This is a genomic window from Halalkalibacillus sediminis (assembly GCF_002844535.1).
Taxonomy (GTDB): Bacteria; Bacillota; Bacilli; order Bacillales; family Alkalibacillaceae; genus Halalkalibacillus_A; species Halalkalibacillus_A sediminis.
In genome coordinates this window covers 39,022-62,435 of the sequence record NZ_PJNH01000005.1, presented here as the reverse complement: position 1 = coordinate 62,435, position 23,414 = coordinate 39,022, and the positions used below count along the sequence as shown (strand labels likewise).

29 protein-coding genes are annotated in these 23,414 nt (G+C 41.6%); all 29 read left to right on the top strand.

Annotated elements, in window-relative coordinates:
- Positions 1-215 precede the first annotated feature (215 nt).
- The 29 genes from rpoB to secY all read left to right on the top strand — a co-directional run bounded on the left by rpoB (position 216) and on the right by secY (position 23,393).
- The gene (gene rpoB / locus CEY16_RS14695) at positions 216-3,764 is read left to right on the top strand and encodes a DNA-directed RNA polymerase subunit beta (protein WP_101332817.1); all 3,549 of its coding nucleotides are present in this window, start codon (positions 216-218) and stop codon (positions 3,762-3,764) included.
- Positions 3,765-3,812: 48 nt separating this feature from the next.
- Positions 3,813-7,421 (top strand): DNA-directed RNA polymerase subunit beta', encoded by a 3,609-nt coding sequence (rpoC, locus tag CEY16_RS14690; protein WP_101332816.1) that lies wholly within the window; start codon positions 3,813-3,815, stop codon positions 7,419-7,421.
- A 119-nt stretch (positions 7,422-7,540) separates the two neighbouring features.
- On the top strand, positions 7,541-7,792 hold the full coding sequence (locus tag CEY16_RS14685; protein WP_101332815.1) for a ribosomal L7Ae/L30e/S12e/Gadd45 family protein: 252 nt from the start codon (positions 7,541-7,543) through the stop codon (positions 7,790-7,792).
- A 109-nt stretch (positions 7,793-7,901) separates the two neighbouring features.
- Positions 7,902-8,321 carry a 30S ribosomal protein S12 gene (rpsL, locus tag CEY16_RS14680; protein ID WP_101332814.1) on the top strand — a complete coding sequence of 140 codons (420 nt, stop codon included), beginning with the start codon at positions 7,902-7,904 and terminating at the stop codon, positions 8,319-8,321.
- A 40-nt stretch (positions 8,322-8,361) separates the two neighbouring features.
- Positions 8,362-8,832: a 30S ribosomal protein S7 gene (rpsG, locus tag CEY16_RS14675; protein WP_101332813.1), complete on the top strand. Its 471-nt coding sequence runs from the start codon at positions 8,362-8,364 to the stop codon at positions 8,830-8,832.
- Between the two features lie 50 nt (positions 8,833-8,882).
- Entirely contained in the window at positions 8,883-10,961 is a 2,079-nt protein-coding gene (fusA, locus tag CEY16_RS14670; RefSeq protein WP_101332812.1) for an elongation factor G, read from the top strand.
- Positions 10,962-11,084: 123 nt separating this feature from the next.
- Complete coding sequence (gene tuf / locus CEY16_RS14665; protein ID WP_101332811.1) at positions 11,085-12,275, top strand: elongation factor Tu; 1,191 nt, start codon at positions 11,085-11,087, stop codon at positions 12,273-12,275.
- A gap of 644 nt (positions 12,276-12,919) precedes the next feature.
- Positions 12,920-13,228 carry a 30S ribosomal protein S10 gene (rpsJ, locus tag CEY16_RS14660; RefSeq protein ID WP_101332810.1) on the top strand — a complete coding sequence of 103 codons (309 nt, stop codon included), beginning with the start codon at positions 12,920-12,922 and terminating at the stop codon, positions 13,226-13,228.
- A gap of 20 nt (positions 13,229-13,248) precedes the next feature.
- Positions 13,249-13,875, top strand: coding sequence for a 50S ribosomal protein L3 (rplC, locus tag CEY16_RS14655; protein WP_101332809.1), 627 nt, complete (start codon positions 13,249-13,251; stop codon positions 13,873-13,875).
- Between the two features lie 29 nt (positions 13,876-13,904).
- On the top strand, positions 13,905-14,528 hold the full coding sequence (gene rplD, locus CEY16_RS14650; protein ID WP_101332808.1) for a 50S ribosomal protein L4: 624 nt from the start codon (positions 13,905-13,907) through the stop codon (positions 14,526-14,528).
- On the top strand, positions 14,528-14,818 hold the full coding sequence (gene rplW, locus CEY16_RS14645; RefSeq protein ID WP_101332807.1) for a 50S ribosomal protein L23: 291 nt from the start codon (positions 14,528-14,530) through the stop codon (positions 14,816-14,818). Before rplD ends, rplW begins: the two co-directional genes overlap by 1 nt.
- Positions 14,819-14,860: 42 nt before the next feature.
- On the top strand, positions 14,861-15,700 hold the full coding sequence (gene rplB, locus CEY16_RS14640; RefSeq protein WP_101332806.1) for a 50S ribosomal protein L2: 840 nt from the start codon (positions 14,861-14,863) through the stop codon (positions 15,698-15,700).
- Positions 15,701-15,754: 54 nt separating this feature from the next.
- On the top strand, positions 15,755-16,033 hold the full coding sequence (rpsS, locus tag CEY16_RS14635) for a 30S ribosomal protein S19 (RefSeq protein ID WP_101332805.1): 279 nt from the start codon (positions 15,755-15,757) through the stop codon (positions 16,031-16,033).
- Between the two features lie 20 nt (positions 16,034-16,053).
- Positions 16,054-16,398: a 50S ribosomal protein L22 gene (rplV, locus tag CEY16_RS14630; protein ID WP_101332804.1), complete on the top strand. Its 345-nt coding sequence runs from the start codon at positions 16,054-16,056 to the stop codon at positions 16,396-16,398.
- A gap of 3 nt (positions 16,399-16,401) precedes the next feature.
- A complete protein-coding gene (gene rpsC, locus CEY16_RS14625; RefSeq protein WP_101332803.1) occupies positions 16,402-17,037 on the top strand; it encodes a 30S ribosomal protein S3 in 636 nt (211 codons plus the stop codon).
- 24 nt (positions 17,038-17,061) lie between these two features.
- On the top strand, positions 17,062-17,496 hold the full coding sequence (rplP, locus tag CEY16_RS14620) for a 50S ribosomal protein L16 (protein WP_101332802.1): 435 nt from the start codon (positions 17,062-17,064) through the stop codon (positions 17,494-17,496).
- On the top strand, positions 17,486-17,689 hold the full coding sequence (gene rpmC, locus CEY16_RS14615; protein WP_101332801.1) for a 50S ribosomal protein L29: 204 nt from the start codon (positions 17,486-17,488) through the stop codon (positions 17,687-17,689). The genes rplP and rpmC overlap by 11 nt, the downstream gene beginning before the upstream one ends.
- Before the next feature lie 21 nt (positions 17,690-17,710).
- Complete coding sequence (gene rpsQ, locus CEY16_RS14610; protein WP_101332800.1) at positions 17,711-17,974, top strand: 30S ribosomal protein S17; 264 nt, start codon at positions 17,711-17,713, stop codon at positions 17,972-17,974.
- Between the two features lie 42 nt (positions 17,975-18,016).
- Positions 18,017-18,385: a 50S ribosomal protein L14 gene (gene rplN, locus CEY16_RS14605; RefSeq protein ID WP_101332799.1), complete on the top strand. Its 369-nt coding sequence runs from the start codon at positions 18,017-18,019 to the stop codon at positions 18,383-18,385.
- Positions 18,386-18,421: 36 nt separating this feature from the next.
- A complete protein-coding gene (gene rplX / locus CEY16_RS14600) occupies positions 18,422-18,733 on the top strand; it encodes a 50S ribosomal protein L24 (protein WP_101332798.1) in 312 nt (103 codons plus the stop codon).
- 26 nt (positions 18,734-18,759) lie between these two features.
- Positions 18,760-19,299 (top strand): 50S ribosomal protein L5, encoded by a 540-nt coding sequence (rplE, locus tag CEY16_RS14595; protein ID WP_101332797.1) that lies wholly within the window; start codon positions 18,760-18,762, stop codon positions 19,297-19,299.
- A gap of 27 nt (positions 19,300-19,326) precedes the next feature.
- Positions 19,327-19,512 carry a type Z 30S ribosomal protein S14 gene (locus tag CEY16_RS14590; protein ID WP_101332796.1) on the top strand — a complete coding sequence of 62 codons (186 nt, stop codon included), beginning with the start codon at positions 19,327-19,329 and terminating at the stop codon, positions 19,510-19,512.
- 30 nt (positions 19,513-19,542) lie between these two features.
- Positions 19,543-19,941 carry a 30S ribosomal protein S8 gene (gene rpsH, locus CEY16_RS14585; protein WP_101332795.1) on the top strand — a complete coding sequence of 133 codons (399 nt, stop codon included), beginning with the start codon at positions 19,543-19,545 and terminating at the stop codon, positions 19,939-19,941.
- Between the two features lie 30 nt (positions 19,942-19,971).
- Positions 19,972-20,508, top strand: a complete 537-nt coding sequence (gene rplF, locus CEY16_RS14580) for a 50S ribosomal protein L6 (RefSeq protein ID WP_101332794.1) — start codon at positions 19,972-19,974, stop codon at positions 20,506-20,508.
- A 32-nt stretch (positions 20,509-20,540) separates the two neighbouring features.
- Positions 20,541-20,903, top strand: coding sequence for a 50S ribosomal protein L18 (gene rplR / locus CEY16_RS14575; RefSeq protein WP_101332793.1), 363 nt, complete (start codon positions 20,541-20,543; stop codon positions 20,901-20,903).
- Between the two features lie 24 nt (positions 20,904-20,927).
- Complete coding sequence (gene rpsE, locus CEY16_RS14570) at positions 20,928-21,431, top strand: 30S ribosomal protein S5 (RefSeq protein WP_101332792.1); 504 nt, start codon at positions 20,928-20,930, stop codon at positions 21,429-21,431.
- Positions 21,432-21,444: 13 nt separating this feature from the next.
- Positions 21,445-21,630: a 50S ribosomal protein L30 gene (gene rpmD, locus CEY16_RS14565; protein ID WP_101332791.1), complete on the top strand. Its 186-nt coding sequence runs from the start codon at positions 21,445-21,447 to the stop codon at positions 21,628-21,630.
- Between the two features lie 30 nt (positions 21,631-21,660).
- Positions 21,661-22,101, top strand: a complete 441-nt coding sequence (gene rplO, locus CEY16_RS14560; protein ID WP_101332790.1) for a 50S ribosomal protein L15 — start codon at positions 21,661-21,663, stop codon at positions 22,099-22,101.
- Positions 22,101-23,393: a preprotein translocase subunit SecY gene (gene secY / locus CEY16_RS14555; RefSeq protein ID WP_101332789.1), complete on the top strand. Its 1,293-nt coding sequence runs from the start codon at positions 22,101-22,103 to the stop codon at positions 23,391-23,393. The genes rplO and secY overlap by 1 nt, the downstream gene beginning before the upstream one ends.
- The last annotated feature ends 21 nt before the right edge of the window (positions 23,394-23,414 follow it).

The window sequence follows — 23,414 nt, the reverse complement described above, 5'->3', positions numbered from 1 at the left end:
ATAGATATGACATTCGAAAAATCGAATGTTGAATATATCGCTTGATACATCGAAAGAGTTCATCAAGCAAGTTCGGCATGTCTTTTTGTCGGACCATTTTTTGTTCTAAGAATGATGTTCTTTGAACAAAACATTGTCAGTGATTCCTACACTCATTTTAATGGATGGGCAGGGATAGATCTGACTTAATTCTGGTTGTTTGAGGGGTGAAGCAGTTGACAGGTCAACTAGTTCAATACGGTCGACACCGCCAGCGTCGTAGTTACGCTAGAATCAGTGAAGTACAGGAACTTCCTAATTTAATCGAGATTCAAACAGCTTCTTACGATTGGTTCTTAGAAGAAGGTTTGAAAGAGATGTTTCAGGACATTTCTCCAATCGAAGATTTCACAGGGAATCTTTCACTAGAATTCGTGGATTATAGTTTGGAAGAACCAAAGTACCCAGTCGATGAAGCAAAAGAGAGAGACGTAACATACAATGCTCCACTGAGAGTGAAAGTTCGTCTTCTTAACAAAGAAACTGGGGAAGTGAAAGAACAAGAAGTATTTATGGGTGATTTCCCATTGATGACGGACACTGGTACGTTCATCATTAACGGTGCTGAGCGCGTAATCGTTTCTCAGCTAGTACGTTCACCAAGTGTTTACTTCAATTCCAAAGTAGATAAAAACGGTAAAAAAGGTCACACTGCAACAGTTATTCCTAACCGTGGTGCATGGTTAGAGTTTGAAACTGATGCGAAAGATGTAGTCCATGTACGTATTGATCGTACTCGTAAATTACCGATAACTGTATTATTGCGTGCTCTAGGCTTCAGTAATGATGACGAAATCATTGATTTGCTTGGAGATAACGAGTATCTAAGAAACTCTTTAGAAAAAGATAATACAGAAGATAGTGAAAAAGCTTTAATAGAAATTTACGAAAGGCTCCGCCCTGGTGAACCACCAACAGCGGAAAGTGCTCGTAGTCTATTGATTTCACGCTTTTTCGATCCTAAAAGATATGATTTAGCTCGCGTTGGGCGTTACAAAATGAACAAGAAACTTCATTTGAAAAACCGCCTGTTCAACCAGACGCTTGCTGAAACGATTGCTGACGAAGAAACGGGAGAAGTAATCGCTAGAAAAGGTGATAAACTTACTCGCCGTGTATTAGATAAAGTATTGCCTTTATTAGAAGTAGAGGACGAAGCTTTCGGTGAGAAGATCCTTGAGCCACAAGATGGAGTTCTTGAAGATCCAGTCAAAGTCCAATCGGTTAAGATTCTAGACCCGACTGATCCTGAAGGCGAAAGAACATTGAATGTCATTGGTAATGCGAATGTGGATGATAGTATCAAAAACATTACGCCTGCTGACATCATTGCTTCTATCAGTTATTTCTTCAATATTTTACATCAGGTTGGAAACACAGACGACATTGACCACCTAGGTAACCGTCGTTTGCGTTCAGTTGGTGAATTGCTTCAAAACCAATTCCGTATCGGTTTATCTCGTATGGAGCGTGTTGTTCGTGAACGCATGTCCATTCAAGATACTGAATCAATTACACCACAACAACTTATCAATATTAGACCTGTGATTGCTTCAATCAAAGAATTCTTTGGTAGCTCACAGTTGTCACAGTTCATGTATCAAACAAACCCACTAGCTGAATTGACGCATAAGCGTCGTCTATCAGCATTAGGGCCGGGTGGTTTGACACGTGAGCGTGCAGGTTTTGAAGTTCGTGACGTACACTACTCCCACTATGGAAGAATGTGTCCGATCGAAACTCCAGAGGGTCCGAATATCGGGTTGATCAACTCGCTTTCAACTTATGCGAAAGTTAATCCATTCGGTTTCATCGAAACTCCTTATCGTAAGGTTGACCCTGAAACGAACAAGGTAACAAGTCAGTCAGATTATCTGACAGCTGACGAAGAAGATAACTATATCGTAGCCCAAGCAAACGCGAAACTAGATGAAGATGGATCGTTCATAGATGAAGAAGTCATCGCACGTTTCCGCGGGGAAAACACGGTCGTTCCACGTGAACAAATCGATTACATGGACGTATCACCGAAACAGGTTGTCTCAGCGGCAACTGCATGTATTCCTTTCTTGGAAAACGATGACTCGAACCGTGCATTGATGGGTGCGAACATGCAGCGTCAGGCGGTACCATTGCTTCGTCCAGAAGCTCCTTTCGTAGGAACTGGAATGGAATATGTTTCAGGTAAAGATAGTGGTGCTTCAGTCATTAACAGACATGAAGGAATCGTTGAGAAAGTCGAAGCGAAAGAAATTCATGTAAGACAAATTAAAGAAGTTGATGGAAAAGAAGTAGAAGGTGACTTAGATCGCTACCGCTTATTAAAATTCGTCCGTTCCAACCAAGGAACTTGTTATAACCAGAAGCCGATCGTATCTAAAGGTGACCGTGTAGTTAAAGGGGAAATCCTGGCTGACGGACCATCTATGGATAACGGTGAGATGGCACTTGGTAAAAACGCTCTTGTTGCATTTATGACGTGGGACGGTTACAACTACGAGGATGCCGTCATCATGAGTGAGCGTATGGTCAAAGAGGATGAATTCACATCGATTCATATCGAAGAATTCGAATCAGAAGCTCGTGACACGAAATTAGGACCTGAAGAAATTACTCGGGATATTCCTAACGTAGGAGAAGACGCTCTTAAAAACTTGGATGAAGATGGTGTTATTCGTGTAGGTGCTGAAGTTACTGACGGGGATTTGCTTGTTGGTAAAGTAACTCCTAAAGGTATGACAGAACTTTCTGCAGAAGAACGTCTATTACATGCAATCTTCGGTGAAAAAGCTAGGGAAGTCCGAGACACATCTTTACGCGTGCCACATGGTGGTGGAGGAATCGTCCTTGACGTTAAGACCTTCAACCGTGAGGACGGGGATGAACTATCTCCTGGTGTCAACAACTTAGTACGTGTATATATCGTTCAGAAGCGTAAGATTTCTGAAGGTGACAAAATGGCAGGACGTCATGGTAACAAAGGTGTTATTTCACGTATTTTACCGGAAGAAGACATGCCGTTTTTACCAGATGGAACGCCTGTTGATGTTATGTTAAACCCACTGGGTGTACCATCACGTATGAACATTGGGCAGGTATTGGAGTTACACTTAGGAATGGCAGCTCGTGAAATGGGCATCCACGTTGCAACTCCAGTATTCGATGGTGCTAACGAGGAAGATGTATGGTCAACAATTGAGGAAGCTGGTTTAGCTCGAGATGCTAAGACAGTATTATACGATGGCCGTACAGGTGATGCATTCGATAACCGTGTATCTGTTGGTGTCATGTATATGATTAAACTTGAGCACATGGTTGATGATAAATTGCACGCTCGTTCTACAGGTCCTTATTCACTTGTAACGCAGCAACCGTTAGGTGGTAAAGCACAATTCGGTGGTCAGCGTTTCGGTGAGATGGAAGTTTGGGCACTGGAAGCATATGGTGCAGCTTATACACTTCAAGAAATCTTAACTGTTAAATCCGATGACGTCGTAGGGCGTGTACAAACTTATGAAGCGATTGTGAAGGGTGAAAATCTACCAGCTCCTGGTGTTCCAGAATCCTTCCGAGTATTGATAAAAGAGCTTCAAAGTTTAGGGATGGACGTTAAGATGTTAACTCAAGACGAGGATGAAATCGATATGCGTGATTTAGAAGATGATGAACAATCCTCGGATCAATTGAATGTGAATTTAGAACGTAACGAAGACGTGAGTGAATAAACGAGTGAGTGAGATCCATTCGTTGATAAAATAAGGGAGGTTTGCTCCTTGATCGATGTAAACAGATTTGAGTATATGAAAATAGGTTTGGCTTCACCAGACAAAATCCGTTCATGGTCATTTGGCGAAGTAAAGAAACCTGAAACAATCAATTACCGTACCTTAAAGCCAGAAAAAGACGGTCTTTTCTGTGAAAGAATCTTCGGTCCTACAAAGGACTGGGAATGTCATTGCGGAAAATACAAGCGTGTAAGATACAAAGGCGTTGTATGTGACCGTTGTGGTGTTGAAGTAACGAAGTCTAAAGTACGTCGTGAGCGCATGGGGCACATTGAACTAGCTGCCCCTGTATCTCACATTTGGTATTTCAAAGGGATTCCAAGTCGAATGGGACTAATCCTAGATTTATCTCCAAGAGCTTTAGAAGAAGTGATTTATTTTGCGGCGTATATCGTAACTGAACCTGGCGATACTCCGCTTGAGAAGAAGCAACTTCTTTCTGAGAAAGAATTCCGTGCCTATTATGATAAGTACGGCAACACTTTCAAAGCTAACATGGGTGCTGAGGCGATTCGTAAATTATTACAAGATGTTGATTTGGACAAAGAAGTTACCGAGCTTAAAGAAGAGCTTAAAACTGCACAAGGTCAACGTCGTACTAGAGCGATCAAACGCTTAGAAGTGCTAGAGTCATTCAGAAACTCAGGGAATGATCCTTCTTGGATGATCCTTGATGTTCTACCAATCATTCCACCAGAATTGCGACCGATGGTTCAATTAGATGGTGGGCGCTTTGCGACCTCAGATTTAAACGATCTATACCGCAGAGTAATCAACCGTAACAATCGTTTGAAGCGTCTATTAGACTTAGGTGCACCTACGATCATCGTTCAAAACGAGAAACGTATGTTGCAAGAATCAGTAGATGCTCTAATAGATAATGGTCGTCGTGGACGTCCAGTTACTGGTCCAGGAAACCGTCCATTGAAGTCTCTTTCTCATATGTTGAAAGGTAAGCAAGGTCGTTTCCGTCAGAACTTACTTGGTAAACGTGTTGACTATTCAGGTCGTTCTGTAATCGTTGTAGGTCCGAACTTGAAAATGTATCAGTGTGGTCTTCCGAAAGAAATGGCCATCGAGCTTTTCAAGCCGTTCGTAATGAGAGAACTTGTAGACCGTGGCTTAGCGCACAACATCAAGTCTGCGAAGAGAAACATTGAGAGACTACGTCCTGAAATCTGGGATGTACTTGAAGATGTAATTAAAGAACACCCTGTATTACTTAACCGTGCACCGACATTGCACCGTTTAGGGATTCAAGCATTTGAGCCTACACTTGTTGAAGGGCGTGCGATCCGTTTGCACCCACTCGTTTGTACAGCATATAACGCTGACTTCGATGGTGACCAAATGGCTGTTCACGTACCACTTTCTCCGGAAGCACAAGCTGAGGCAAGAATCTTGATGTTAGCAGCACAGAACATCTTGAACCCTAAAGATGGTAAGCCAGTTGTAACGCCTTCACAGGATATGGTGTTAGGTAACTATTACTTAACATTAGAAAGAGAGAATGCACTTGGAGAAGGTGCAACATTCTCAACTCCTCACGAAGCTATACTAGCTTATGACAATGGTTACGTGCATTTGCATAGTAGAATTGCAGTAGCAGCATCCGGAATCGATAATCCTAAGTTCACTGATGAACAAAAAGGTAAGCTGCTATTGACGACGGTAGGTAAGATCATTTTTAACGAAATCTTGCCTGATTCATTCCCTTATATCAACGAACCGACGAACGATAACTTGGAGAACTTGACTCCAGATGAATACTTCGTCGATCCGACTTCTGATGTAAAGGAAGAAATCAGCAAGCGTGAACTAATACTACCTTTCAAGAAAGGTATTCTAGGAGATATCATCGCACAAGTGTTTAAGTTCTATCAGATTACGGAAACATCTAAGATGCTTGACCGTATGAAGGACTTAGGATTCAAATACTCTACTAAAGCAGGTATTACAATAGGTGTATCTGACATCGTTGTTCTTCCTGATAAGCAAGATGTATTGGATGAATCTCAAGAAAAAATCGATAAAGTCATGAAGCAGTTCCGTCGTGGTTTGATTACAGAGAGTGAAAGATATGACCGTGTAATTTCCATCTGGACGGAAGCTAAAGACAAAATCCAGAATAAATTGATGGGATCATTAGAATCACTAAACCCAATCTACATGATGAGTGATTCCGGTGCGCGTGGTAACGCCTCTAACTTTACACAGTTAGCTGGTATGCGTGGTCTTATGGCTAACCCATCTGGACGTATCATCGAATTACCGATCAAATCAAGTTTCCGTGAAGGTCTGACGGTATTAGAGTACTTTATCTCTACTCACGGTGCTCGTAAAGGTCTAGCCGATACTGCACTGAAGACAGCCGACTCAGGTTACCTGACACGTAGACTAGTGGATGTTGCACAAGACGTCATCATCCGTGAAGACGATTGTGGAACTGATCGCGGTATGACAGTTAGTGCATTGACTGAAGGCAACGAAATCATCGTGCCATTGATTGACCGTTTAATCGGACGTAGAGCCTTCAGATCTATCAAGCATCCTGAAACAGGAAAAGTCCTTGCTAAACGTAACGACTTGCTGACTGAAGATATTTCAAAAGAAATTATCGAATCAGGCATTGAAGAAGTCGTTATCCGTTCAGTATTCACTTGTAACACACACCATGGTGCATGTGAAAAATGTTATGGCATGAACATGGCTACTGGTGATCAGGTTGAAGTCGGTGAAGCAGTCGGTATCATCGCGGCTCAGTCAATCGGTGAACCTGGTACACAGCTTACTATGCGTACATTCCACACAGGTGGGGTTGCAGGTGACGACATCACACAAGGTCTACCTCGTATCCAAGAGGTATTTGAAGCACGTAATCCGAAAGGTCAAGCAGTAATCAGTGAAATTTATGGTACTGTAACCCAAATAGATGACGTGAAGGATAAGAAAGAAATTACCGTGCAAGGTGAAGTCGAAACGAAATCGTACACTACACCATATAATGCACGAGTAAAAGTTGAGGAAGGCCAAGAAGTTATTGCTGGTCAATCCTTAACAGAAGGTTCCGTAGACCCTAAAGAACTAATCAAAGTTCAAGGTCTGCAAGGTGTTCAGGAGTACTTGCTGAAAGAAGTGCAAAAAGTTTATCGTATGCAAGGTGTTGAAATCAGTGATAAACACATCGAAGTCATGGTTCGTCAGATGCTACGTAAAGTACGTGTGACAGAAGCAGGCGACACGGATGTATTGCCAGGATCATTGATGGAAATTCAAGACTTCAAGAACGTAAACAAAGATGCATTGATCGAAGGCAAGCAACCAGCTATTGGGAAGCCGATCATACTCGGTATCACGAAAGCGTCTCTTGAAACAGATTCCTTCTTATCAGCTGCATCATTCCAAGAAACCACAAGAATTCTTACAGACGCAGCAATTAAAGGTAAGTATGATGAGTTACTCGGCTTGAAAGAGAATGTCATCATCGGTAAGCTTGTTCCTGCGGGTACCGGTTTACAACGATACCGCCAATTAGAAGCAGATAAAGACGAAGAGCTAGTCGCAGAAAAACCAGTGGAAGAACCAACTGAGATTTAAAAAGAAATAAGGTAGAAGCGCCTTGGATGAAATGGCAAATTATTATTGACAACATTTTTCGTCAGTGATAATATATTCAAGGTGCTTCATTTAACCTTGTTACTTTGGAGGATTTAGAAATGTCTTATGATAAAGTAGCACAGGCTAGTAACGGTATTGTTATTGGAGCAAAACAAGTACTTAACTCCATGAAAAATGGAGAGGTACAAGAAGTCGTCATCGCTGAAAATGCTGAACGACGTATAACAGATAAAGTTTTAAAGACAGCGGATGAACTCGGTATACCGATCCTTTATGTTGAATCCTCTAAGGAACTTGGTAAAGCAAGCGGAATCGACGTAGGCGCTGCCACAGTGGCAATCAGAAGATAAACTTCATGCATAATCATGATGGTTGTGTGTTAAGTTTGTTTTTTTGCCCAAGTATGAACCACCTGGATGTGTGGTATTAAAGAACCTAATTTTGAAGGGAGGAAAAACCATGCCAACTATTAACCAATTAGTACGTAAAGGTCGTCAGTCAAAGACACAAAAATCTGACTCACCAGCACTAAATAAAGGTTTCAACTCATACAAGAAAAAGTTCACGAATAACCCTGCTCCACAAAAACGTGGTGTATGTACTCGTGTTGCTACTATGACTCCAAAGAAACCGAACTCAGCATTACGTAAATATGCACGTGTACGTCTTTCTAACCAAATCGAAGTAACAGCGTACATTCCAGGAATCGGTCACAACCTACAAGAACACAGTGTTGTATTGATCCGTGGTGGACGTGTAAAAGACTTACCAGGTGTACGTTATCATATCGTACGTGGAGCACTAGACACTGCAGGTGTTGATGGCCGCAGACAAGGTCGCTCTAAGTACGGCACGAAGATGCCTAAAGAGAAAAAATAAAACAATGAACTAAATAAAGTTAGGAAGGGAGGATCACTATATGCCACGTAAAGGTGCAGTACCAAAAAGAGATGTACTACCAGATCCGATGTATAAATCAAAATTAGTTACACGCTTGATCAACCAAATCATGTATGATGGCAAAAAAGGTGTTGCTCAAAAAATTCTATATAAAGCTTTCGACTTAGTCGAAGAGCGTAGCGGTCAAAACGCTATAGATGTATTTGAAGAAGCAATGAAAAACGTAATGCCAGTACTTGAGGTTCGTGCAAGACGTGTAGGTGGCTCTAACTACCAAGTACCGGTTGAAGTACGTCCAGAACGTCGTCAAGCATTAGGTCTACGTTTCATCGTAAACTATGCTAGACTTCGCGGCGAAAAGACAATGGAAGAGCGCTTAGCTAATGAAGTTCTTGACGCGTCTAACAACACAGGAGCTGCTGTTAAGCGTCGTGAAGAAATGCATAAAATGGCTGAAGCTAACAAAGCATTCGCTCACTATCGTTGGTAATAATCAACGAACACAAAAACTAAACTTCAATTCAGGAAGGAGAAATAATTATGCCAAGAGAGTTCTCCTTAGACAAATATCGTAACATTGGTATTATGGCTCACATTGACGCCGGGAAAACGACAGCTACTGAACGTATCTTGTTCTATACAGGACGTATTCATAAGCTGGGAGAAACTCACGAAGGTGCATCTCAAATGGACTGGATGGATCAGGAGCAAGAGCGTGGTATTACTATCACATCTGCTGCGACCACAGCCCAATGGAATGACCATCGTATAAATATCATCGATACACCAGGACACGTAGACTTCACAGTAGAGGTTGAACGTTCTCTACGTGTACTAGACGGATCTGTAGCACTTCTTGATGCTCAGTCTGGTGTTGAACCACAAACTGAAACTGTTTGGCGACAAGCTACTACTTACGGGGTGCCACGTATCGTATTCATCAACAAGATGGACAAAGTCGGTGCGGATTTCATTTACTCTGTAGGTACTCTTGAGGATCGTCTAGGTGCTAACGCACACCCGATCCAGTTGCCAATCGGTGCAGAAGATAATTTTGACGGAATCATTGATCTAGTTGAAATGAAAGCTTATTACTACGAAGATGATCTAGGAACTCGTGCGAAAGCTACCGAAATTCCTGATGATTATAAAGAGCAAGCTGACGAATACCGTAGCCGTTTAGTAGAAGCGGTTGCTGAACTAGATGAAGAACTAATGATGAAATATCTAGAAGGTGAAGAGCTTACTACAGCAGAAATCAAAGCTGCAATCCGCCAAGGGACTTGTGACGTTGAATTCTATCCTGTTATGTGTGGTTCTGCATTTAAGAACAAAGGGGTACAACTCCTACTTGATGCAGTAATCGATTACTTGCCTTCTCCACTAGATGTGCCAGCAATTGAAGGTCATGTAGCAGATACAGAAGAGAAGATCATTCGTAAGTCAGATGACAACGAGCCATTCTCAGCACTTGCATTTAAAGTTGCGACAGACCCTTATGTTGGTAAAATTACATTCTTCCGTGTCTACTCTGGTGTTCTGAAGAGTGGTTCTTACGTGAAGAACTCAACAAAAGACAAGCGTGAGCGTGTAGGTCGTATCCTACAAATGCACGCTAACCACCGTGAAGAAGTCGACGCTGTATATGCTGGTGATATCGCAGCAGGTGTCGGACTGAAAGACACGGGAACAGGTGACACGCTATGTGCCGAAAAAGACAACGTCATTCTTGAGTCTATGGACTTCCCTGATCCGGTTATCGCTGTTGCGATTGAACCAAAATCAAAAGCTGACCAAGATAAAATGGCGATTGCTCTTGGTAAGCTAGCTGAGGAAGACCCAACATTCCGTACAGAAACGAACGAAGAGACAGGCCAAACGATTATTCATGGTATGGGTGAGCTTCACCTAGACATTATCGTTGACCGTCTGAAGCGTGAGTTTAAAGTGGAAGCAAATGTTGGTGCTCCACAAGTTGCTTACCGTGAAACGTTCCGCGCATCTGCGGAAGTCGAAGGAAAATTCGTACGTCAGTCTGGTGGTCGTGGACAATACGGTCATGTTTGGGTTAAATTTGAGCCAAATGAAGAGGGCGCAGGATTCGAATTCGAAAACAAAATCGTCGGTGGTGTTGTTCCTCGTGAATACATCCCAGCAGTACAAGCAGGTATTGCAGAAGCAATGGAAAACGGTGTCGTTGCCGGCTATCCATTGATTGACGTTAAAGCGACATTATATGATGGTTCTTACCACGATGTCGACTCAAACGAAACAGCATTTAAAGTAGCTGCTTCAATGGCATTGAAAGCAGCGAAACAAAAATGTAGCCCAGTTCTTCTAGAGCCAATGATGAAAGTTGAAATTGTTGTTCCTGAAGAATACATGGGAGATATCATGGGTGACGTTACTTCCCGTCGTGGACGTGTAGAAGGAATGGGATCTCGTGGTAACGCATCTGTCGTTAACGCATTCGTACCACTTTCTGAAATGTTCGGTTACGCAACATCATTGCGTTCGAACACTCAAGGTCGCGGAACGTACACTATGCACTTCGATCACTTTGAAGAAGTTCCTAAATCAATTTCAGAGGAAATTGTTAAAAAAAATAGTGGACAGTAATTGATTTTTTTCGAAAAATCCCTTATAACAAATATTGTGAGTAGTTGTCCTTTAGATTTACTCTAAAGGACGGCCTCTCAATAAAATAAAAAATATAGAAATTATTTTAAGGAGGAAATATAAATGTCAAAAGAAAAATTTGACCGCTCAAAGCCCCATGTGAACATTGGTACTATTGGACACGTTGACCATGGGAAAACTACATTAACTGCAGCAATCACTACTGTATTACACAAGAAATCTGGTTCTGGTGAAGCACGCGCGTACGATACAATCGACGGTGCTCCAGAAGAGAAAGAACGTGGAATCACAATCTCAACTGCACACGTTGAGTACGAAACTGAAAACCGTCACTATGCACACGTTGACTGCCCAGGTCACGCTGACTATGTTAAAAACATGATCACTGGTGCTGCACAAATGGACGGAGCTATCCTAGTTGTATCTGCAGCTGATGGCCCAATGCCACAAACTCGTGAGCACATCCTACTTTCTCGTCAGGTTGGTGTACCTGCAATCGCAGTATTCCTAAACAAAACTGACATGGTAGACGATGAAGAACTTCTAGAACTAGTTGAAATGGAAGTTCGCGACCTACTTTCTGAGTACGACTTCCCTGGCGATGACGTACCAGTAGTAAAAGGTTCTGCTCTTAAAGCTCTTGAAGGTGAAGAAGAGTACGAAAACGCAATCTTTGAATTAATGGATGCTGTTGATGAGTACATTCCTAACCCAGACCGTGACACTGACAAGCCATTCATGATGCCAGTTGAGGACGTATTCTCAATCACTGGCCGTGGTACAGTTGCAACTGGCCGTGTTGAACGTGGTCAAGTTAAAGTCGGTGACGAAATCGAAATCATCGGTATGAAAGAAGATTCTACTAAAACAACAATCACTGGTGTTGAAATGTTCCGTAAGCTTCTAGACTATGCTGAAGCTGGTGACAACATTGGTGCGCTTCTACGTGGTGTTGCACGTGAAGATATCAGCCGTGGTCAGGTTCTTGCTAAGCCAGGATCTATCACTCCACACACAAACTTCCAAGCTGAAGTTTATGTACTATCAAAAGAAGAAGGTGGACGTCATACTCCATTCTTCACAAACTACCGTCCTCAGTTCTACTTCCGTACAACTGACGTAACTGGTGTTTGTCACCTTCCAGATGGTGTAGAAATGGTTATGCCTGGTGACAACATTGAAATGTCTGTTGAACTTATCGCTCCAATCGCGATTGAAGAAGGTACTAAATTCTCAATCCGTGAAGGTGGACGTACAGTAGGCGCTGGCGTTGTAGCAAAAATTACTAAGTAATTTAATTGCTTAACTAATAGAAACTGCCGAGATTTTTCTCGGCAGTTTTTTATTTGTCTTCTATAATATTGGCACTTTAATAATTGTTGGGGTTAGTTGGTTCAGTCGAATCATTTATCGACGGATGCTTACACCCAAAGGGAATAATTTCGACATCTGCTCTCCTAACGTTCGCAGTGTCTCCTTTACAGCGGGCGCGGCCTCAGCTAACTCGAACAAAAGGCTTTTGTTCGAGTAGATCTTCGTCACGCGTTGTTCCTGCAGGTGTCACGGTCTAACAAAGATCCGTCAGAATCAAGGACTATAATTGAGAAGTAGTAAAAGGAATAAATTAAAAAAACTAATTTATTTAAGAACCTAGTTTCTATTAATATAAAATTTCTTTTAATAAGAATTCTGAATATTACCCAGAAGGTTGAAACTGAAGGCAATCCTTTGTATAATACACAAAGTGACTGCAAAAAAGATATATAGATTTTACTTGAAAAAGGCAAAACATTTCTATATAATAAGTAATGTTGCAGTCATATAAGGCGATGAAGTGAAAGGTTGCCGACACACCCGGCCCCTTTGCCATGGCAAGGTGTGGGGAAATTTTCACGGAGAAAAGTCTATGAAAAATGGGCGAAAAAGGAGGGAAAGTAATGGCAAAAGAGAAGATTCGTATCCGATTAAAAGCTTATGATCACAAGGTGTTAGATCAGTCAGCTGTTAAAATCGTAGAAACGGCAAAACGTTCAGGAGCAGAAGTATCTGGTCCAATACCGTTGCCAACAGAACGCTCTGTATACACAATCTTACGTGCGGTTCACAAGTATAAAGATGCTCGTGAGCAGTTCGAAATGCGTACACATAAACGCTTGATTGATATTCTGAGCCCGTCTCCACAAACAGTGGATTCATTGATGCGTTTAGATTTACCATCTGGCGTAGATATCGAAATTAAATTATAAATTTATAGGAGGTGTAACGGATGGCGCAAGGAATCTTAGGACGTAAAGTTGGAATGACTCAACTATTCTCTGAGAATGGTGAATTAGTTCCTGTAACAGTGATTCAAGCAGAAGGAAACGTTGTTCTTCAAAAGAAGACAATGGAAAACGATGGCTACGAAGCTGTACAAATCGGTTTTGCTGACCAAAAAGCAAATCGAATCAGAAAAGCTGAGAAAGGCCATGCGGATAAAGCTAGTGCAACACCTAAGCGCTTCGTTCGCGAAATCCGTAACGCAAATCTTGACGACTTTGAAGTCGGCCAAGAATTGAGTGTGGATATGTTCGAAGCAGGTCAAATGGTTGATGTAACCGGAACTTCTAAAGGTAAAGGTTTCCAAGGTTCAATTAAGAGACACAACCAATCTCGCGGACCTATGACTCACGGTTCTCACTATCACCGTGGACCAGGTGCGATGGGTGTTATTGACCCAATGCGTGTATTCAAAGGTAAGAAGATTCCAGGACAAATGGGTGGAGAAACAGTAACTCTTCAAAACCTAGAAGTTGTTAAGGTTGATGCTGAAAACAGCTTGATCCTTATCAAAGGTAATGTCCCAGGACCTAAAAAATCTTACGTTAAAATAGCAAGTGCGGTTAAGGCGTAACAAAATAACTAACGAAGGGAGGATATGTCATGCCTAAAGTAGCACTATATAACCAATCGGGTTCTAAAGTTGGTGATGTTGAACTTGCAGATAACGTGTTTGGTATCGAACCAAACGAATCAGTAATGAAAGATGCTGTCGTTATGCAACAAGCGAACCTACGCCAAGGAACTCATAAAGTTAAAAATCGCTCTGAAGTAAGCGGTGGAGGACGCAAGCCATGGCGCCAAAAAGGTACAGGTCGTGCCCGTCAAGGTTCAATCCGTTCACCACAATGGGTAGGTGGAGGAGTTGTATTCGGCCCTACACCACGTAGCTATAGCTTCAAGCTACCTAAAAAAGTACGTCGCTTAGCGCTTCGTTCAGCTTATGCATCTAAAGTACAGTCAGACGACATCTTTGTACTAGATTCATTAAGCATTGAAGCACCTAAGACAAAAGAAGTTGTTAACATGCTAAGCAGTTTTGAAGCTAGCAAAAAAGTATTAATTGTAACTGCTGATCGTGACGAAGTAGTAGAACGTTCTGCAAACAACCTACAAAATGTTGAAGTTCTTTCATTAGATCAAGTAAACGTTTTGGATTTGGTTAAGCATGACAAGCTGTTTATCACGAAAGAAGCAGCGGAAAAAGCAGGGGAGGTGCTTGCATAATGAAAGAACCAAGAGATATTATAAAGCGCCCAGTAATTACAGAACAATCTGCTGATTTAATGGCTGAAAAGAAATATACTTTTGAAGTTTCTAAGAATGCCAATAAAACTGAAATCAAACATGCAATAGAAATGATTTTCGGTGTAAAAGTAGATAAAGTTAATACGATCAACCTTAAAGGTAAGTTCAGAAGAATGGGAAGATACGGTGGTTTCCGCCCAGATCGTAAAAAAGCAGTCGTAACATTAACACCTGACAGTGAAGAATTAGACTTCTTCGAAGGTGCTTAAGTCGGAATAAAAAATAAAGATTCTTAAAAGGAGGGAAAAAAGATGGCGATCAAGAAGTACAAGCCGATTACAAATGGACGTCGTCACATGACTACTCTTACAAACGATGAGATCACGACGAACACTCCAGAAAAATCCTTGCTTACACCACTTAAAAAGAATGCTGGTCGTAATAACCAAGGTAAATTAACTACTCGCCATCAGGGTGGAGGACACAAACGTAAATACCGTGTCATCGATTTCAAGCGTGACAAAGATGGTATACCAGGTCGCGTTGCTACAATCGAATATGACCCGAACCGCTCTGCTAATATTGCTTTAATCAAATATGTAGACGGGGAAAAGCGTTATATCCTTGCACCTAAAGGTCTAAAAGTAGACCAAGAGATCATGTCAGGCGAAAAAGCTGACATCAAAATGGGTAATTCATTAGAACTTAAAAACATTCCAGTTGGTACTATCGTACACAACATCGAATTGAAGCCAGGACGTGGCGGACAATTAGTCCGTTCAGCAGGAGCTCAAGCTCAAATCCTAGGTCGTGAAGAAAAATATACACTAGTACGTCTATCATCAGGCGAAACTCGTATGATTCTATCAACTTGCCGTGCAACAGTCGGTCAAGTAGGTAATCTAGAGCATGAACTAGTTAAAGTTGGTAAAGCAGGCCGTAGCCGTTGGAAAGGTATTCGTCCTACAGTACGTGGTTCTGTTATGAACCCTGCGGATCACCCACACGGTGGTGGTGAAGGTAGAGCTCCAATCGGACTTCCATCTCCAATGTCACCATGGGGCAAACCAACACTTGGACTTAAGACTCGTAAGCGTAATAAACCATCAGATAAATATATCGTACGCCGTCGTAAGAAAAAGAAGAAATAATCTTAGCAAGTTGATGCTTCTCAGCATTGCTTGAGTACGGAAGGAGGACTATACATGGGTCGTAGTTTAAAAAAGGGACCTTTTGCAGATGACCATCTGTTGAAGAAAGTCGATGAAATGAACGATAGCAACAAAAAGCAGGTCATCAAGACTTGGTCACGTCGTTCTACAATCTTCCCACACTTCGTTGGGCACACAATTGCGGTATATGATGGACGTAAACATGTACCTGTTTATGTCACAGAAGATATGGTCGGACACAAGCTTGGAGAATTCGCTCCAACAAGAACGTTTAAAGGCCACTCTGGCGACGATAAAAAGACAAACCGATAGGTGAGAGGAGGTAACACAAGATGCAACAAGCCAAAGCTGTAGCAAAAACAGTACGTATCGCTCCTCGTAAAGCTCGTTTAGTTGTCGATTTAATTCGAGGAAAAGATGTTGGCGAAGCTATCGCGATCTTAAAGAATGCGAATCGTGGTGCATCACCAATTGTGGAGAAAGTATTAAACTCTGCAGTAGCAAATGCTGAACACAACTATGAGTTAGATACAGATAACTTAGTAGTATCTCAAGCATTTGTAAATGAAGGTGTAACGTTAAAAAGATTCCGCCCACGTGCACAAGGGCGTGCAAGCGCAATTAACAAGCGCACAAGCCACATCACCGTTGTGGTATCAGAAAAAAAGGAGGGATAGTCAGTGGGTCAAAAAATTAACCCGAAAGGTCTTCGTGTAGGAGTTATTCGCGATTGGGAATCTAAATGGTATGGTGGCAATAACTATGCTGAGCTATTGCATGAAGACATCGAAATTCGTGAGTATATTGAAAACCGACTAACTGATTCAGCCGTTTCAACTATCGAAATTGAACGTGCTGCTAATCGTGTGAATATTTCTATCCACACTGCAAAGCCAGGAATGGTTATTGGTAAAGGTGGATCAGAAGTTGAAGCATTACGTACAAAGTTAAATGAATTAACTGGTAAACGTGTTCACATCAACATCGTTGAAGTTAAAAAACCAGAATTAGATGCGACATTAGTTGCTGAAAATATCGCGCGTCAACTAGAAAACCGTGTATCTTTCCGTCGTGTGCAGAAGCAAGCTATTCAGCGTGCTATGCGTTCAGGTGCGAAAGGTGTTAAAACACAGGTTTCAGGACGTCTAGGCGGAGCAGATATCGCTCGTGCCGAACAATACAACGAAGGTACTGTACCACTTCACACACTTCGTGCAGACATCGATTACGGAACTGCAGAAGCAGACACTACTTATGGTAAATTAGGTGTAAAAGTGTGGATCTATCGTGGAGAAGTCCTTCCAACTAAAAAATAATTACAAGGAAGGGGGATCAGCAATATGTTAATGCCTAAACGTGTTAAATATCGTAAACCACATCGTATCAGCCTGAAAGGTCGTGCGAAAGGTGGAACTGAAGTAACATTCGGAGAGTATGGACTACAAGCACTGGATGGTGCATGGATTACAAGCAGACAAATCGAGGCAGCTCGTATTGCGATGACTCGTTATATGAAACGTGGCGGTAAAGTTTGGATTAAGATTTTCCCAGACAGACCAAAAACTGCGAAACCTCTAGAAGTACGTATGGGTTCTGGTAAAGGTGCTCCTGAAGGATGGGTCGCTGTAGTTAAACCAGGAAAAATCTGTTTTGAAGTAGCAGGTGTTAGTGAAGAGGTTGCTCGCGAAGCACTTCGTTTAGCAGCTCACAAACTTCCTGTCAGAACGAAGGTAGTAAAACGTGAAGAAATTGGTGGTGATAGCAATGAAAGCTAATGAAATCAGAGAATTAACCACTGCCGAAATCGAGCAAAAAGTAAAATCATTAAAAGAAGAACTGTTCAACCTACGCTTCCAACTTGCTACGGGACAATTAGAAAACACCGTACGCATCCGTGAAGTAAGAAAAGCGATCGCTCGCATGAAAACAGTTGTTCGTGAACGAGAAATCGGCGTAAATAATCGATAATCGAGAGGAGGTCACCCTCAAATGGAAGAACGCAACAATCGTAAAGCTTACACTGGTCGTGTAATCTCTGACAAAATGGATAAAACAATTACCGTTCTTGTTGAAACTTATAAATTTCACCCGTTATACGGTAAGCGTGTTAAATATTCTAAGAAATTCAAAACTCATGATGAAAACAACCAAGCTAAAAATGGTGATGTTGTAACTATTATGGAAACTCGTCCGCTATCAGCAACGAAACGTTTCCGTCTAGTAGAAGTTGTAGAAGAAGCCGTCATTATTTAATAATGTTCGCTCGGAAGCATTCCGAAGGGAGGTAACAATCGTATGATTCAACAGGAAACTCGATTAAAAGTTGCTGACAACTCTGGTGCTCGTGAAGTTCAAACTATTAAAGTATTGGGCGGATCTGGACGTAAAACGGCTAACATTGGCGATGTAATCGTCTGTTCCGTAAAAAATGCTACACCAGGTGGCGTTGTCAAAAAAGGTGAAGTAGTTAGAGCAGTAATCGTACGTTCTAAGAGTGGTGTTCGTCGTAAAGATGGATCATACATCCGTTTCGATGAGAACGCTGCAGTAATTGTACGTGAAGATAAAAGTCCAAGTGGAACGCGTATCTTTGGACCGGTAGCTCGTGAATTACGTGATAACAAGTTCATGAAGATCGTATCATTAGCTCCAGAAGTTTTATAATTGAAAATCAAAGCCTTGCAAGGAGGTGCACGATTCATGCATGTAAAGAAAGGCGATAAAGTAGTAGTAATTTCAGGTAAAGATAAAGGCAAAGAAGGCGCGGTATTGGAAGCTTTTCCAAAGAAAGATCGCGTGTTAGTAGAAGGCGTCAATTACGTTAAAAAACATGCGAAACCTTCTCAAGAGAATCCGCAGGGCGGAATCTTAACTCAAGAAGCTCCGATCCATGTTTCAAACGTAATGCCAGTAGATTCAAAGACAGGCGAACCAACTCGTGTAGGGTATGAAGTTCGCGACGGTAAAAAAATTCGCATTGCTAAGAAGTCAGGTGAACCTTTAGATAAATAGTTTAGCTGCGAAAGGAGGGCTATCACATGAACGCACTAAAACAAAAATATAACGAAGAAATTGTACCATCTTTAGTGAATAAATTTGAATACAATTCAGTTATGCAAGCGCCAAGAATTGAGAAAGTCGTAATCAACATGGGTGTTGGTGACGCTGTTTCTAATTCAAAATCGCTTGACAATGCTGTAGAGGAATTATCACTTATTTCCGGTCAAAAACCTACAGTTACTCGCGCTAAGAAATCAATCGCTGGTTTCCGTTTACGTGAAGGAATGCCGATTGGTACGAAAGTTACTCTACGTGGCGAGCGTATGTATGAGTTTCTTGAGAAACTTATTGCTGTATCTCTACCTCGTGTACGTGACTTCCGTGGAATCTCAAGCAAGGCGTTTGACGGTCGCGGTAACTACACACTAGGTGTTAAAGAACAGTTAATTTTCCCGGAAATCGATTATGATCAAGTAAACAAAGTTCGTGGTATGGATGTTGTTATCGTAACAACAGCTGATACAGACGAAGAAGGACGTGAACTTCTAGCTCAAATGGGAATGCCATTCAAACAGTAACCCAGAGCTATTAAAGGAGGGAAAATAGTGGCTAAAAAATCAATGGTCGCGAAACAACAGCGTAAACCTAAATATAAAGTTCAAGAATATACACGTTGTGAACGTTGCGGACGTCCACACTCAGTAATTCGTAAATTTAAGTTATGCCGTATTTGTTTCCGTGAATTAGCATATGAAGGACAAATTCCAGGCGTTAGAAAAGCAAGCTGGTAATCCCATCGTGGGGAAGGAGGTAATGTACAAATGGCAATGACAGATCCAATTGCGGATATGCTAACAAGAATTCGTAATGCAAACATGGTACGTCATGATCAGTTAGAGGTACCTGCTTCTAAACTGAAAAAAGACATTGTTGATATTTTGAAGCGTGAAGGTTTCATTCGCGATTACGAATATATTGAAGATAGTAAACAAGGTGTTCTACGCCTATTCTTGAAATATAGCGGTGATAATGACCGAGTAATTTCAGGAATCAAAAGAATCAGTAAACCAGGACTACGCGTTTACGCGAAGTCAGATGAACTGCCTCGCGTACTAAATGGTTTAGGTATTGCGGTAGTATCAACATCTAATGGTGTTTTAACGGATAAAGAAGCACGTCAACAAGCAATAGGCGGCGAAGTCTTAGCTTACATTTGGTAATGAATACTGTTTAGTCAGGAGGTGTAATGTATGTCACGTGTAGGTTTGAAACATTTAGAAATTCCGAGCGGGGTTGAGATCAAATTAGATAACAACGTAGTTACGGTTAAAGGACCAAAAGGGGAATTGACTCGTGAATTGCACGAAGATATGACCATCAATATAAATGACAACGTGTTGACTGTAGAACGTCCAAGCGACTCTAAGCTTCATCGTTCTCTGCATGGTACAACGCGTAGCTTGATCGGTAACATGGTTGAAGGTGTTACTAACGGCTTTGAAAAAGCATTAGAAGTTCAAGGTGTCGGTTACCGTGCTCAGATGCAAGGTAAGAAGCTAGTGGTAAACGCTGGTTATTCTCACCCTGTAGAGATGGAGCCATTAGAAGGTGTCGATATTGAAGTACCTTCAAACACGAAGATTGTTGTTAAAGGAATCGATAAAGAAAAAGTAGGAGCAGTTGCGGCTAATATTCGCTCAATTCGTACTCCAGAACCTTATAAAGGTAAAGGTGTTCGTTATGAAGGTGAACATGTACGTCGTAAAGAAGGTAAAACTGCTAAATAATATCCGTTAAGAGATAGGAAGGAGTGACCTAGATGATCACGAAGCAAGATAAGAACGCTGTCCGTAAAAAGCGTCACTATCGTTTACGTCGTAATCTTTTCGGTACAAACGAGCGTCCACGCTTAAACGTGTACCGTTCAAATAAACACATGTATGCACAACTTATTGATGATATCGCTGGTCAAACATTAGTAAGTGCATCTACAGTAGATCCAGAATTCAATAACGAAGGAACGGGTAATGTGGAAGCTGCTAAAAAGGTTGGCGAACTAATCGCTAAACGTGCAGTAGACAAAGGATATCAATCAGTTGTATTTGATCGCGGGGGTTACTTATATCACGGTCGTGTAAAAGCACTTGCTGAATCGGCTCGCGAAGCAGGATTGCAATTTTAATTGATAGACAAAGGAGGGAAATTCATGCGCACAAGTATTGATCCGAATAAACTTGATCTTGAAGAACGCGTAGTAACAGTAAATCGTGTTGCTAAAGTTGTGAAAGGTGGTCGTCGTTTCCGTTTCACAGCATTAGTAGTAGTTGGAGATAAAAATGGTCACGTAGGTTTTGGAACTGGTAAAGCACAGGAGGTTCCTGAAGCAATTCGTAAAGCGATCGAAGACGCTAAGAAGAGCTTAATCCGTGTACCAATTGTTGGAACTACAATTCCACACCAAATCCATGGCCAATTCGGAGCTGGGAACATCTTATTGAAACCAGCTGCTGAAGGTACTGGAGTAATCGCAGGTGGACCTGTTCGTGCCGTATTAGAACTTTCTGGTGTTGGTGACATCCTATCTAAATCATTAGGATCAAACACACCAATCAATATGGTCCGTGCAACAATGCAAGGCTTGAGTGAGCTTAAGCGTGCAGAAGACGTAGCAAAGCTACGCGGTAAATCAGTAGAGGAACTGTTAGGTTAAGGAGGGATATGACATGGCTAACAACAAATTAGAAATCACCCTCACACGTAGCGTTATTGGGAGACAACAAGCTCAAAAAGACACTGTAAAAGCATTGGGCTTAAATAAGATTCATCAAACGGTTGTTCATGAAGATACACCAACTATTCGCGGAATGGTTGATAAAGTATCCCATCTCGTAACAGTCAGTGAAGCATAATAAAGAATAACGTTAAGAGGAGGTGCTCGAATGAAACTTCATGAGTTAAAAAGAAGTGAAGGTACACGTAAGAAACGTAACCGTGTAGGGCGTGGAATGGCTTCAGGTAATGGTAAAACTTCTGGCCGTGGACACAAAGGACAAAAAGCTCGTTCAGGCGGCGGTGTTCGTCCAGGTTTCGAAGGTGGTCAAATGCCTCTATTCCAACGTTTACCTAAACGTGGTTTCACAAACGTGAACCGTAAAGATTATTCAATTGTTAACCTAGAGACGTTGAATCGTTTCGATGAGGGTACAGAAGTAACTCCAGAATTGCTAGTCGAATCAGGAGTAATCAGCAAGGTGAAGGCAGGAGTAAAAATCCTAGGCAATGGTAGCCTAGAGAAAAAATTAACTGTTAAAGCGCATAAGTTCTCTGCTTCTGCGAAAGAAGCTGTAGAAGCGGCGGGCGGTCAAACTGAGGTGATTTAATGTTCGGGACATTGTCCAACTTATTTCGCGTAGCTGACATTCGTCGGAAAATCCTTTTCACACTTGCGATATTAGTTGTTTTCAGAATCGGTACATTTATTCCTGTACCATTTACAGACAAAGAAGCATTAGATCTTATGAACGAGGTCAATGCTTTTGGCTTCATTAACACCTTTGGTGGTGGAGCCCTAAGTCAATTCTCAGTGTTTGCGATGGGTATTTTCCCATACATTACAGCAGCCATCATCATGCAACTATTGCAGATGGATGTTGTACCTAAATTCACTGAGTGGCGTAAGCAAGGTGAGGTTGGACGTCGTAAACTAGCTCAGTTCACGCGGTATTTCACAGTCATTCTTGCATTCATCCAAGCGATTGGAATGTCTGTCGGTTTCAACTATATGACTCAAGGGTCTCTTATTTCAGACCCGAACCCAATGACTTATTTCATCATTGCGGTAGTGTTGACAGGTGGAACGACATTCTTAATGTGGTTGGGTGAGCAAATTACTGAATACGGAGTAGGAAACGGGATTTCAATCTTGATTTTTGCTGGTATCGTAGCAGCAATCCCTAACGGTGTGAACCAGTTATATGAGCAATATATTTCTGGTGCAGGAGATCAATTGTTCTTAAACTTGGCAGTATTGGGTATCATTTTATTAGTAGTAATTGCAGTAATCGTGGGTGTTATTTTCATCCAACAAGCATTACGTAAGATTCCGATCCAATATGCGAAGAGAACGGTTAACCGCTCACCTGTTGGAGGACACTCAACGCATTTACCGTTAAAAGTGAATGCTGCAGGGGTAATTCCGATTATCTTTGCGATCTCATTCATAATTGCACCTCAGACAATTGCAGGGTTTTTTGAAGATAGTTCAATTGCAAGCACCATCCAATATATCTTTGATTACACAGAGCCAGTTGGAATGGTGATTTATGTTGCATTGATCATTGCATTTACCTACTTCTACACATTTGTTCAAGTTAACCCTGAACAAATGGCAGAAAACTTACAAAAACAAGGTGGATATGTTCCAGGTATTCGTCCTGGTAAAAACACAGAGACTTATTTGACTCGTGTGATGTACCGCCTAACATTCGTTGGCGCATTATTCTTAGCAGTTGTTTCTATATTCCCAATTATCTTGGGAAGTATTGCAAGTCTACCAGCAGCCGTTCAAATTGGCGGAACAAGTCTACTGATTGTAGTTGGTGTGGCATTGAATACAATGAAACAATTGGAGAGCCAATTAGTGAAACGCCACTATAAAGGCTTCATTAAATAGAATCGTGTTAACGGTGATTTA